The organism is Nostoc sp. JL34, from assembly GCF_017114945.1.
Taxonomy (GTDB): domain Bacteria; phylum Cyanobacteriota; class Cyanobacteriia; order Cyanobacteriales; family Nostocaceae; genus Nostoc.
The window spans coordinates 24,622-37,756 of the sequence record NZ_JABXKQ010000139.1 but is presented as its reverse complement, the minus strand read 5'-3'; the positions used below and the strand labels follow the sequence as shown (position 1 = coordinate 37,756).

Sequence of the window (13,135 nt, the reverse complement as noted above, 5' to 3'; positions counted from 1 at the left end):
GTAGTTTAACTCACCAAAATAGTGGTGAGTAGTAATTTGAAATGGGCAAGATGAGGAAGAGGAAGGAGGAGGGGAAAATCAGGATAATTATCATAACTCCTGACTCCTAACTCCTAACTCAGCACTCACCACTCAGCACTATTTAGGTGTCCAGTTGATCCAATCTTGAGGCTTAAGAAAAGTTTCATACAACTCAGCTTCGGGGGAATTGGGTTCCGGTTGATAGCCGTATTCCCAGCGTACTAAGGGTGGTAGGGACATGAGAATTGATTCAGTGCGTCCGTTGGTTTGCAAGCCAAAAATAGTGCCTCGGTCATAAACCAAGTTAAATTCTACATACCGTCCCCGGCGGTAGAGTTGAAAATTCCGTTGGCGATCGCCATACTCTATCCCATGTCGCCGTTCTACAATTGGTACGTAGGCTGGTAAAAATGCTCTGCCACAGCCTTGTACAAAGCTAAACAAATCTTCCCAATTGCGGGTTGCTGGTGTTCCCACTTGGTTGCTATAAATAGCCGCTTCCCCATTGGGATTTGGCCCGCGATATAAAGCACCCTGGCCATCTTGGTAATCAAAAAACAGACCACCTACACCCCTTGTCTCGTCACGATGCTTGAGGTAGAAATATTCATCACACCACTTCTTAAACACCGGGTAATACTCTGGGTGGTGTTGGTCACAAGCCTGCTTTAATGTTTTGTGTAAATGTGCCGCATCTTCAGCAAAGGGGTAATAAGGTGTCAAGTCAAGACCGCCACCAAACCACCACACTGGCCCCGCTTCAAAGTAGCGATAATTTAGATGAACTGTGGGCACATAAGGATTGTGAGGATGTAATACCATTGAAGTGCCTGTGGCATAAAAGCCATGTCCTGCTGCTTCCGGGCGTTGGGCTAAAATTGAGGCTGGCAAATGGTCACCCCAAACTTCAGAAAAGTTTACACCTGCTTGTTCAAATATTGCACCATCTCGCAGTACGCGCGATCGCCCTCCACCCCCTTCGGGGCGTTCCCAACTATCTTCATTAAACTTAGCCACACCATCTAGTTTTGCCAATGATTCGGTAATTTCGTCTTGCAGTTGTTTCATAAACTGACTGACCCTAATCTGGGCCTCAGCTGCTGGCAAAGACTTGGATGATACTGGTTCTACAGTTTGTGTTTGCGAGTTGGTCAACATAGATTCCCGAACCTAAATTACAATTTCCAGAAAGCCACAAATTTTTCATTTTAAAATTTGGGGGAAACACGCGCCAACAATCTAGCTCTATTTGCCCAACCCGCTTTTTTCTTACTGGTTAAGCATTTATCCGATTGATGGGCATCACTAGAGTTATTTTCCCTCAAATGCGTATAGGGTTGTATATTGAATTAGTTTTGTTTGAAATTCTTAATTGGAATATTTTGGTAAAAAAACTAGATTTTAGTCTTAAGCTTGAGGTATCAAGGGTTTGACTGTCCTACTCAGAACTTTTGTGCCATATTGCTGATGTTGGCTGTTAGGGTCTGTACCGAATCGAGGCTTGCTATTTTTAGGGCATTTTTGAGAAAGTTTTAATTTAGGGGTTGAGCGTAGTTGCACACCATACCAGAGTTACCAGAAAGTGTCTAGGGAAGAGGATTAGGAAAATGCAAGGTTGGTTATCCAAATTCATCCACCGCAAACGTCGTCGATTTTGCGCTTCTCTAGTATGGACTTATCGAGAGATTAGTTCTGCTTCTGTAGATGAACTGTGGCAAAAAGTGGTTGACTTAACAGATGTTTCCTGGCATCCACAACTTAAGAGTACTAATGTTCCTCACGGATTAGTACCCAAACCAGGATTAATTTTTCAAGCTGTAACACGCTTTTCGCCTATTCCCATCAGAATTTTTGTGGAACGTGTCAATCCTAGAGAGATGCTGAGTATTCGAGTCCTGGCGATTCCTGGAATAGAGGAACGGGTTACTTATCAAGTAGAGTCAACAGTTTGTGGTACTTGTTTGTCTTATTCTGTAACACTACGGGGTTGGTTATCGCCCCTGATTTGGTCTTTATCCCGTCCTTATGCAGACCGCGTTGCACGGTCTTTAGTCGAGGCAGTAGAAAAGACGGCATTACCAGGGGTATCTGGGAAGAAAAAATCCCTTAATAACAGTTGTTTTGATTTTTAGATACTGGGGACTGAGGACTGAGGACTGGGGATTGAGGGAATAACCAATGCCCAAAGAAAGTTAAGATTCTATTAGGTAATAATGCAATTTACTAAGTTTTATTACGGCAGTGACAGTGATAACACTAAGCTGACCTTACTTAAGAAAGCATCCAGTTAATAGCTAAGATGTTCGCCACAAGTGTATTTATTCATTTTGAATTTTGAATTTTTATGTACGATGTCCTCGATTCCCGCTCTGTTCTAGAAGTTTTGCGACCAGTGGAAGACCCAGAACTCCGTAAAAGTCTGGTAGAACTAAATATGATCCGTAACGTCACAATTGACGGTGGCAAGGTTAGTTTCACTTTAGTATTAACTACTCCTGCCTGTCCTTTACGTGAATTTATTGTTGAAGACTGTCAGAAAGCTGTCAAAAAACTCCCAGGTGTTACAGATGTCAGTATAGAAGTGACGGCAGAAACACCACAACAAAAAAGTTTACCTGACCGCACTGGCATTTCTGGGGTGAAAAATATCATTGCTGTTTCCAGCGGTAAAGGTGGCGTTGGTAAAAGTACGGTGGCAGTAAATGTAGCTGTGGCTCTAGCTCAAACTGGGGCGAAAGTCGGCTTGTTAGATGCTGATATCTACGGCCCCAATGACCCCACCATGCTGGGTCTAGCTGATGCCCAAATTGTCGTGCGTTCCACTGAAACAGGTGATATCCTGGAACCTGCTTTTAATCACGGCGTCAAATTAGTTTCAATGGGCTTTTTGATTGACCGAGATCAACCAGTAATTTGGCGGGGGCCTATGCTCAATGGTGTAATTCGTCAGTTTCTCTATCAAGTCCAATGGGGAGAACTGGATTATTTGATTGTAGATATGCCACCGGGAACCGGAGATGCTCAGTTAACTTTAACTCAAGCAGTACCAATGGCAGGAGCAGTAATTGTCACTACGCCGCAAAACGTAGCCCTGTTAGATTCTCGAAAAGGATTGCGGATGTTCCAGCAAATGAATGTCCCGGTATTGGGGATTGTGGAAAATATGAGCTATTTTATCCCCCCCGATCAACCGGATAAGCAATATGACATCTTTGGTTCTGGTGGTGGCTCCAAAACAGCAGCCGAATTGGGAGTACCACTGTTGGGGTGCGTACCACTAGAGATTTCCACACGAGTTGGTGGTGACAGTGGTGTGCCGATAGTCGTTGGCGATCCAGATTCGGCTTCGGCAAAAGCGTTAACAGCGATCGCTCTTACCATTGCTGGTAAAGTATCAGTTGCTGCTTTGACATAATTAATTTTAATTTCCATCTATTTCCTAGGCTATAGCTTGGGAATACTAGGGATTGGGTATGGGGCATGGGAGATGAGGGAGCAGGGGAAGAAGAATTATTGATTATTAACCAATGCCCAACGCCCAATGCTCAACTCCCAATAATTAAAGCTAAAGTCTAAACTGACACAATGTTGTTAAAACGATCGCTCCCCAAAATTCGCTGGAAGTCTTGGGTTAAGCCCTGGCAGTCTGTAGATTGGCTACTATTTTGTTTGCCTATAGCTATCAGTATCTTTGGCGGCACTATGATTCTCAGTACGGAACTGAAGCAGCCAGTAACTGACTGGTGGTGGCACTGGTTGGTAGCGGGTATCGGTGTGCTTATAGCCCTGTTGTTATCTCGCATCCGTTACGAACTCTTGATGCAGTGGCACTGGGTGACATACGGACTAACGAACTTCAGTTTAATCGCCGTGATGATTGCTGGTACTAGCGCCAAAGGGGCGCAGCGCTGGATTAGTCTCGCTGGCTTTAACGTGCAACCCTCAGAATTTGCCAAAGTCGGGATGATCATCACCTTAGCAGCTTTGCTACACAGGCGCACTGCTTCTAGCTTAGAAAGTGTTTTCCGCGTTCTGGCAATCACTGCTATACCTTGGGGATTGGTATTTTTACAGCCAGATTTAGCAACATCAATGGTATTTGGTGCGATCGTCTTAGGAATGCTTTATTGGGCAAATGCTAACCCAGGCTGGTTAATTCTGATGATTTCTCCAGTGGTTGCCGCCATTTTGTTTAGTATATCTTGGCCATTAGCAGAGCCGATAGTTTTATTCAAAGAACTATCTTTTGGCCCATTAGGGCTAATTTGGTCAGTTGCGATGGCTATTGTGGGCTGGCAAACTCTTCCCTGGCGTCGATTTGGTTTCGGCGCTATCAGTGCGTGGACTCTTAATATACTGGGTGGTGAATTAGGAGTTTTCGCTTGGAACCATATTTTGAAACCGTATCAAAAAAATCGGTTAACTGTATTCATGGACCCGGATCACGATCCTCTCGGTGCTGGATATCACCTAATTCAATCTCGTATTGCTATTGGTGCTGGTGAAGTTTGGGGATGGGGTCTGTTCAAGGGGCCAATGACGCAACTAAATTTCGTGCCTGAACAGCATACAGACTTTATTTTCTCCGCAGTGGGCGAAGAATTCGGTTTTATTGGTTGTTTGGTAGTGTTATTTGTTTTCTGTTTAATTTGCTGGCGTCTACTGCATGTTGCCCAAACTGCTAAAGACAACTTTGGTTCCTTGTTGGCTATTGGCGTTTTGTCAATGATCATGTTTCAGGTGATTGTGAACGTTGGCATGACTGTAGGTTTAGCGCCTGTGGCAGGAATTCCCCTACCTTGGATGAGTTATGGGCGTTCTGCTATGCTGACAAACTTCATTTCTTTGGGAATAGTAGAATCGGTAGCAAATTTTCGACAAAGGCAGAAGTATTATTAATTCGTCATTTGTCATTGATCATCAGTCATTTGTAAGAACTAACAACTAATGACTAATGACAAGTATTAAGCTATTAAAAGGAAACAAGCGAGGCTAAAAACATGATTCTGCCTGGAGCAACTGTTCGCGTCAAGAATCCCGCAGATACCTATTATCGCTACGAAGGACTCGTACAACGACTGACAGATGGCAAAGTAGCCGTATTATTTGAAGGTGGTAACTGGGATAAATTAGTTACCTTTCGCCTGAGCGAATTGGAACTCGTAGAAACCACCGCCGGACGTAAAAAAGCCAAATAATATTAGTCATTAGTCATTTGTCCGTTGTCATTTGGCAAAAACTAATGACTAATGACCCTTACGGGTGATGCCTCCGGCACGCCTGGGGCGAACGCCAGTCACTCATGGGGAAAACCCCCATCGCCCTTGGTGTCTCCCATTCTCCAAAAGGGAGAGGCTAGCGCCAAGGGAGAAGACCGCGCTGGCTCACCAATGACTAATGACTAAATTACTATGCGCCTCCCCCTACCACAGTTTGCCACTGGAGATCGCCATCCCAACCACATTGCCGAGGTGATCGAAACTACTAGTACTGAATTTTTGGCTCAGTGTTTGGAACCGGAAGATTTGAGCTTTCCCTCCATGCCACCCTTCGGTAGTTGGGTCTGTTCTGTAGATGAAGAATCTGGTAATCAAATTTATGCTGTAGTGTATTATGCCACCACTATGCCCATAGATTCCGTACACAGAGCTAGAGCCTTGGGGTTATCCTTGCAAGACTTAAGGGAGGAACAACCCCAAATTTTTGCCATGCTTCGTACAGAGTTCCGGGCTGCGATCGTAGGATTTGAGCTATCTTCGCAAAATCAAAGTTATAACCAAAGAGTATATCAGTATCTTCCACCCCGTCCCCCGCAAATTCATCAAGCTGTTTATCGATGTGAACCAGAAGCTATCATTAAATTTACTGAAGAACTAGATTTTTTACGAACACTCCTTTGTATTAATGGTGCACCAATAGAGTCTTTGACCGCAGCGGCCATTCGAGATGTATACCAGTTACGCAAAGCTGACCGAGAATGGCTAATTAAAGCTGGACGTAGCTTGAGTGTCCTACTTAAAGATGACTACGATCGCTTGCGGTTTATTTTGAGTCAAATCCACCCGTAGGTAGTTAGTTCTGAGACAATTGCCTAGTTAGTGTAGGTTAAGATTTTTGATTTTTCGTCAGGTGGCTTCTCGATTTATTTATATCAATCAGGCGATGACCCCAAGGTAATCGCAGTTTTACCATAGCCCCTTCAATTCCTACCTATGGAACTCATATCACAAGTTCTTGTTCTGGAACCAACTTCGCAAGTTCTTGGCAAGGAACCCATTGTTCCCTTTGCTATTTTGCTAGTGGTGATCTTAGTTATACCGATCATGTTTGAGCGGCTAAGATTACCAGGATTAGTGGGTTTGGTTTTCTCAGGGCTAGTACTTGGGCCCTCAGGCTGGAATCTATTTCAGTCAGACTCGCCGATGATTAACCTACTATCAGACATTGGGTTAATTTATTTGCTCTTTGTCGCAGGGCTAGAAGTTAATCTAGAACAGTTCCGCCGCCGAAAAAGTCGTGCCTTTGGGTTTGCTAGCTTGACTTTTAGTGTGCCCCTGGTGATGGGAACTTTAGTAGGGCTGATTTTAGGCTATGGGTGGAATACTTCAATTTTAATTGGCTCTCTATTCGCTTCCTATACCCTTTTGGCATATCCCATAATCAGTCGTTTGGGAGTGGTAAACAATGAAGCTGTTACTGTCACCATTGGAGCTACGATTTTTACAGATATTGGCGCAGTACTGATATTAGCTGTTTGTGTAGCTGTTGCTCATACTGAAGTATTCAGTTTTGCTAAACTACTCACCTTGTCGGGTTGGTTAACTATTTACTCTGTTGCCGTTGTCACAGGCTTTGATTGGGCAGGCAAAGAATTCTTCAAGCGGTCTGGAGACGACGAAGGAAACAAGTTTTTGTTTGTCTTGCTTTCTGTGTTTCTGGCGGCTGTGGGCGCTCAATTGATTGGGGTAGAAAAAATTGTTGGTGCTTTTTTAGCGGGTTTGGCGGTGAATGAAGCTGTGGGTGAAGGCCCAGTCAAAGAAAAAGTTGTATTTATTGGCAGTGTACTGTTCATTCCCCTTTTCTTTGTTGATCTTGGCTTACTGATCAATCTACCCGCCTTTGTGAACAATCTCAACACCCTCAAGTTAACGCTGTTAATGATCGTTGGTTTAATCGTCAGTAAATTAATCGCAGCTTGGTTGACTAAACTTGTTTACCGCTATAACTGGCAAGAAATGCTAACAATGTGGTCGCTATCGCTTCCCCAGGTAGCTACAACCTTAGCCGCAACATTAGTGGGATATCGGGCTGGGTTACTGCCACTAGCAGTATTACACAGTGTGATAGTCTTAATGCTTGTCACATCAACCTTGGGGCCGTTGATAACCAGTCGAATAGCTGTTGGTTTGACTTCCTCACCAGCCGAAGATCCAGCACCACCTCTACCTGACCTAAATACACCAGAGACAGACAGTGCTTTCGCTATAGTCGTGCCTGTGTATAATCCTCATACCCAGCAGTATTTGATTGAAATGGCGGCATTGTTAGCGCGTCAGTCTCAGGGCAAAATTATCCCCTTGGCGATCGCTAATGCTGCTGCTCACATGGATGCACCGCAGTTAGAAGCATCTCTACAACGGAGTGAGCGGTTATTGATTAAAGCCACGGCACAAAGTCTAGTATTTGGCGTGGCCACAGAACCAATGTTGCGAATTGATGATGCCTTTGCTCAAGGAATTAGCAGAGCTGCTCGCGAACAAAAGGCTAATTTAATTGTTATGGGTTGGGGTAAACGGACTGGATTGCGAGCGCGTTTATTTGGGAATGTGATTGATGGCGTGCTTTGGGCATCCCATTGTCCAGTAGCGGTGACACGTCTAGTAGAATCACCGAAAAAAATTCAGCGCATCTTAGTACCAGTAGAAAATTTAACAGCACCAACATTACAGCCTGTACAATTTGCTCAGATGCTGGCTGAGGCTAATCAGAGCCACATTACTGTGCTGAATGTGTGCGATCGCCGCACTAGTTCTAGTAAAATTGCTTGGAGGCGATCGCATCTCTCCCTCTTAGTATCTCAATTAGCTTTGGCTAATGCCCCAGAAATTCAAATTATCGCTCATGAAAATGTTGCCCAAGCAATTTTGCAGGCAGCACGATTATATGATTTAGTCGTTTTACCTTGTATACGTAATCGTACCAGTCCTGGAGGTTTAGCCATTAGCGATGTCACAACTCAGTTAGCCAGACAACTCACCTGTTCCATTGTCATGCTTGGAGAACCGCAACGCACCCAAACTAATGTAATTACCTCTAAGGCGGTTACTAGCATTACATCTGCTGTATAATATTAGCCAAAGTTCAAGTCTACTTGAGTGAACTTGGGCTATGATAGCATTGAAAAAAATCTTTGCAACAAATGAATCTGCTGTAGAGATGTATAGTTGTACGTCCCTGCAAATACATATATTTGTAGCATGAGTTTCGTGGAATAGTATGGGTCTCTGCACTCAAGTGCAGGGCGGATGTTAGCAAATGCTATACAGCTTAACTATGCTAATGGTAAGACCTTAAAATTGGACGAGTTTCAACCTACTCCCCGCTACTTTGTATCCCATTGAGAACAGTAGTAATCGTAAAAACACTTTATCTTGTTGAAGATTTGATGAACTTTCGGTAGGAGACTGACAATCTTGAGGCTAAGTTTGTTATTTTGCTAATTAAATTCTTAAGCAAAAAGGTAAAAATATCACAAAACTACAACCGTAGAAAAATAAGATAAGTTCAACAATACTTTTGATTGAGCCTTGTTCTTTTTTTTCGTTTTGTATTTTTGTGCCCAAGCTGGGTAATCTAAAAGTAAGTGCAATAGCTACTGAAAATATTTGTAAGTAACTGGGAAACTATGAGAATTTTGGTGACGGGCGGTGCTGGGTTTATTGGTTCCCATCTCATCGACCGACTAATGACTGCTGGGCATGAATTAATATGCTTGGATAATTTTTACACTGGTCACAAACGCAACATTTTTAAATGGTTAGGTCATCCGTACTTTGAACTAATCCGCCACGATATTACCGAACCAATTCGGTTAGAAGTGGATCAAATTTATCATTTAGCGTGTCCTGCTTCACCAGTACATTACCAGTACAACCCAGTTAAAACTGTTAAAACTAATGTGATGGGAACATTGAACATGTTGGGGCTGGCTAAACGTGTGAAAGCTAGGTTTTTCTTGGCTTCAACTAGTGAAGTATACGGAGATCCAGAAGTTCATCCCCAAACTGAAGAGTATCGGGGTAGCGTCAATCCCATTGGAATACGTTCGTGCTACGACGAAGGTAAAAGAATTGCTGAAACTCTAGCATTTGATTACTACAGGCAAAATAAAGTTGATATTCGAGTTGTGCGGATCTTCAACACCTACGGGCCGAGAATGTTAGAAAATGATGGTCGGGTGGTGAGCAACTTTATAGTTCAAGCCTTGCGGGGTAATCCTTTAACCGTGTACGGTGATGGTTCGCAAACTCGTAGTTTCTGCTACGTTTCCGATTTGGTAGAAGGATTCATCCGCCTAATGAATAGCGACTACATTGGCCCAGTAAACCTGGGCAATCCTGGTGAATACACTATTTTACAATTGGCACAAACTGTGCAAAATATGATCAATCCGGACGCGCAGATCAAGTTCGAGGCACTACCTTCGGACGATCCCCGGCGTCGCCAGCCCGATATCACAAAGGCAAAAACTTGGTTAAATTGGGAACCTACCATTCCTCTGCAAGAGGGGCTAAAACTGACAATAGAAGATTTTCGCGATCGCATTCAAAGCGATGTTAATAATTCAATCACCTGAGTGACGCCTAGTGTCGCTCTGAATTTTCATGCAGGCTCGCCTTCGATAACTAAATATGCTTAGTGGCTGAGTTTCCTGGCAGTGTATAAGTGTCATATTGAGAACTTCTTTTTGAAGACTACACCCAAAAAAGTGAGGGAGTTAAAGAATGCGTGTTTGCGTTATCGGTACTGGTTACGTTGGTTTAGTTACAGGTGCTTGCTTGGCTCATATTGGGCATGATGTAATTTGCGTAGACAACAACGAAGAAAAAGTTAAGTTAATGAAGTCTGGACAGTCCCCAATTTTTGAGCCGGGACTCTCAGAAATTATGCAGTCTGCCATTCAAACAGAGAAGATTCATTTTACTAGTGATCTTGCTGCTGGAGTTTCTCACGGAGAAATTCTGTTTATTGCTGTGGGAACACCACCTTTACCCACTGGTGAAAGTGATACTCGTTACGTCGAAGCTGTAGCCCGTGGGATTGGGGAAAATCTCAACGGTGGTTATAAAGTCATAGTGAATAAATCTACAGTACCCATTGGCTCCGGTGACTGGGTGCGAATGCTTGTTTTAGATGGGATTGCAGAGCGGCAAAAAACACTGATACCCGCAGGTGGAGTGCCAAGTGATGAGAAATTACCTGAGTTTGCAGCCGAGTTTGATGTAGTGAGCAATCCAGAATTTTTGCGCGAAGGTTCAGCAGTTCACGACACCTTCAATCCCGATCGCATCGTACTAGGAGGTAACAGTCAAAGAGCAGTAGCCTTAATGCAACAACTGTATGCCCCAATCGTGGAACGCAAGTACGCTGAGGATCAATCTTTACCCCCTGTGCCAATTCTGGCAACAGACCTGAGTTCGGCAGAGATGATCAAATACGCCGCTAATGCCTTTTTAGCCACTAAGATTAGTTTTATTAACGAAGTTGCTAATATTTGCGATCGCGTCGGTGCTGATGTTACCCAAGTAGCCAAAGGTATCGGTCTAGACTCCCGCATTGGTAACAAGTTTTTACAAGCTGGTATTGGTTGGGGTGGTTCTTGCTTTCCCAAAGATGTCTCCGCTTTGATTCACACTGCTGATGACTATGGTTATGAAGCCCAGCTACTGAAATCTGCTGTCAGTGTCAACGAACGCCAGCGATTGATTGCTTTGGAGAAACTCCAACAAGTTTTGAAAATTCTCAAAGGCAAAACAGTCGGACTACTCGGACTGACCTTCAAGCCAGATACCGACGACCTCAGGGACGCCCCAGCGCTGATCTTAATTGAGCAGCTAAACCGACTGGGAGCCAAAGTTAAAGCTTACGACCCAATTATTTCCCAAACAGGTATGCGTCATGGGCTTTCTGGCGTGCTAGTAGAAACCGATGCCGAAAGACTCGCCGACGGCTGCGATGCTTTAGTACTTGTCACTGAATGGCAGCAGTTCAGCACTCTCGACTATGTGAAGATGGCAAAATTGATGGCCCACCCCGTTATCATCGATGGTCGTAACTTCCTCGACCCCGAAACACTCATAAGGGCAGGATTCCAATATGTAGGTGTGGGAAGATAGATAGTTAAGAGTGATGAGCGATTAATGATGGCTCAGAATTGCTTACAATCTATAATCCATAATTCCTAACTCCAACTCTCTTAAAAACCCAAAGATTTACAATACCGCCTAAAACAATTTAGGCGGTATTTAATTTTGTTTTAGAGTCGTGCAAAGACGGTAAAACAAAATGAATTAGACGGCTTATATAGTGTCCGTCTAATTAGCTTAGGGTTGATGCAGAGCCGAACTTGATACAAGAAATTTTACTACGTAAAACCGCCCTTCTCCGACTCGGAGAGAAACTTGAATTAAATTTCAAGCAGGGAGAGTTCGTCGAACTCACGCTGAAAAAACTTTACTTACCTTGTTTACGTGAGAATATCATAATTAAGCACTATTTGGAATACGCTGAATTTCAGCATATCCACGGAAAATAAGCTTTTTACCTTCTGTTTCTAATCGGTTGAGCCGCATTTTCACCCCATCAAGGTCAAAGCGATCCAAATCGACCATATTATCTAAAATTTCTACCAGCGCTACGCTCAAAGTTTGTGAGATTTCCCGTTGTGCTTCTGGTACTTGGTCAAGTTCAATTTTCGGATCTTTGAAAGAAACCCGCCGCCACCTTTCAATGCCTATGGTTAAGGTCATACTTAGGGGCACAATTTCGCCATTGTTTAAATCTGCTTTTGCTACAAGCTGTAAGCGATTTTTAGGTAATAGCTGTACCTGAAGTTCCGTAAAGGAAACTGGTTGACCGCCAGAGAATGCTGTCAGTGATGGTATTGAGAGGTTAAGCAGGCGCTTTTTCACCAGTTCTGCATTAAAGGCTTGGTTGATACCTGCTTCTGATAGGATCACTTGAGCGATCGCTTGAGTTGGTTGCTTAAGACTGAGTTTGCCACTTAAAACCGAGCCGAAATCAATGGCAACCGCATCGGTTTCAAAAGACATCTCCTCTACCGCAAAATCTTTCCGAATCACTAAGCCACGACCGCTCATTTTGAAGCTATCAATGCTGCCTTGTAACAGTTTGCTGGAGGGATAACAGCGCACAAAGACTTCTACTGACTCGCTTTGGGTAAACAGGTGGCGAATCGTTTGGCTGGCAACTGTGTTGAGCATTTGCTCTCCCCAATCTGTGCCTTTAGGATCTTGTAAACCAGTAAGTCCGCCGAACATGTGGTTTTGGGTCTCTAGAAGTTCTTTGTACTTTTGTAACAAATTGTAAACAATACAGCAAGCGATCCCGTGATTAATTGTGCTTATGGGTAGTCATAAGATGGCTGATGCTTAACGAGTAAATGTATTAAATATTACTATTTGCAAAGCTACGAAGGACGTGAATACTGCGTAGGTTTTGCCTAAAAAAGCACTCCGGGGTAGGTTGGGTTGAGGAACGAAACCCAACATTTTGTGGGGTTGTTGGGTAACGCATTGCCTCAACCAAACCTACGAATATTCTTAACCGAGCAGTATTGCGAAGGACGTAAACACAGATAAAACACGTTCGTTTAGGAATGTAAACGGGAAATGCAGCAAAAGTATGGCATTTCAAACGATGAAAAATGAGTCAGATGTTGACATTAATATAGAATTTCTGCAAGGAAAGTTATGAATATTAGGCACGAGGAGCTACCCATTTTTCTTTAGGAAACATACAAGCAGCATTAAAAGATTGTCATAAAGCTGTTGAAATATATAAATCTCAACGTTAAATAATTAAGTTACAGAGC

At 43.5% G+C, this 13,135-nt stretch carries 11 protein-coding genes; 9 read left to right on the top strand and 2 right to left on the bottom strand.

From position 1 onward, the window contains the following. Nucleotides 1–138 precede the first annotated feature (138 nt). Nucleotides 139–1,179 (bottom strand): oxygen-dependent coproporphyrinogen oxidase, encoded by a 1,041-nt coding sequence (hemF, locus tag HWQ44_RS25460; RefSeq protein WP_292724518.1) that lies wholly within the window; start codon nt 1,177–1,179, stop codon nt 139–141. A 449-nt stretch (nt 1,180–1,628) separates the two neighbouring features. On the opposite strand from hemF, the gene HWQ44_RS25455 reads away from it, so the two are divergent. The 9 genes from HWQ44_RS25455 (at nt 1,629) to HWQ44_RS25415 (ending at nt 11,417) form a co-directional block, all read left to right on the top strand. Then, complete coding sequence (locus HWQ44_RS25455; RefSeq protein ID WP_292724516.1) at nt 1,629–2,153, top strand: SRPBCC family protein; 525 nt, start codon at nt 1,629–1,631, stop codon at nt 2,151–2,153. Between the two features lie 212 nt (nt 2,154–2,365). Next, complete coding sequence (locus tag HWQ44_RS25450) at nt 2,366–3,436, top strand: Mrp/NBP35 family ATP-binding protein (protein ID WP_292724514.1); 1,071 nt, start codon at nt 2,366–2,368, stop codon at nt 3,434–3,436. 170 nt (nt 3,437–3,606) lie between these two features. Further along, nucleotides 3,607–4,920 carry a rod shape-determining protein RodA gene (gene rodA, locus HWQ44_RS25445; RefSeq protein ID WP_292724512.1) on the top strand — a complete coding sequence of 438 codons (1,314 nt, stop codon included), beginning with the start codon at nt 3,607–3,609 and terminating at the stop codon, nt 4,918–4,920. Nucleotides 4,921–5,021: 101 nt separating this feature from the next. Beyond that, nucleotides 5,022–5,219 (top strand): NAD(P)H dehydrogenase subunit NdhS, encoded by a 198-nt coding sequence (locus tag HWQ44_RS25440; protein ID WP_100898602.1) that lies wholly within the window; start codon nt 5,022–5,024, stop codon nt 5,217–5,219. A gap of 51 nt (nt 5,220–5,270) precedes the next feature. Beyond that, complete coding sequence (locus tag HWQ44_RS25435) at nt 5,271–5,426, top strand: hypothetical protein (RefSeq protein ID WP_292724510.1); 156 nt, start codon at nt 5,271–5,273, stop codon at nt 5,424–5,426. A 6-nt stretch (nt 5,427–5,432) separates the two neighbouring features. Beyond that, nucleotides 5,433–6,089 (top strand): HAS-barrel domain-containing protein, encoded by a 657-nt coding sequence (locus HWQ44_RS25430; RefSeq protein ID WP_179066959.1) that lies wholly within the window; start codon nt 5,433–5,435, stop codon nt 6,087–6,089. 144 nt (nt 6,090–6,233) lie between these two features. Further along, nucleotides 6,234–8,369: a cation:proton antiporter gene (locus tag HWQ44_RS25425; protein WP_292724509.1), complete on the top strand. Its 2,136-nt coding sequence runs from the start codon at nt 6,234–6,236 to the stop codon at nt 8,367–8,369. Nucleotides 8,370–8,926: 557 nt separating this feature from the next. Continuing rightward, entirely contained in the window at nt 8,927–9,877 is a 951-nt protein-coding gene (locus HWQ44_RS25420; RefSeq protein WP_292724508.1) for a UDP-glucuronic acid decarboxylase family protein, read from the top strand. Nucleotides 9,878–10,025: 148 nt separating this feature from the next. Continuing rightward, nucleotides 10,026–11,417, top strand: a complete 1,392-nt coding sequence (locus HWQ44_RS25415; protein ID WP_292724507.1) for a UDP-glucose/GDP-mannose dehydrogenase family protein — start codon at nt 10,026–10,028, stop codon at nt 11,415–11,417. A 369-nt stretch (nt 11,418–11,786) separates the two neighbouring features. On the opposite strand, the gene HWQ44_RS25410 is transcribed toward HWQ44_RS25415, so the two are convergent. Then, the gene (locus HWQ44_RS25410; RefSeq protein ID WP_292724505.1) at nt 11,787–12,581 is read right to left on the bottom strand and encodes a DUF2993 domain-containing protein; all 795 of its coding nucleotides are present in this window, start codon (nt 12,579–12,581) and stop codon (nt 11,787–11,789) included. Nucleotides 12,582–13,135 lie beyond the last annotated feature (554 nt).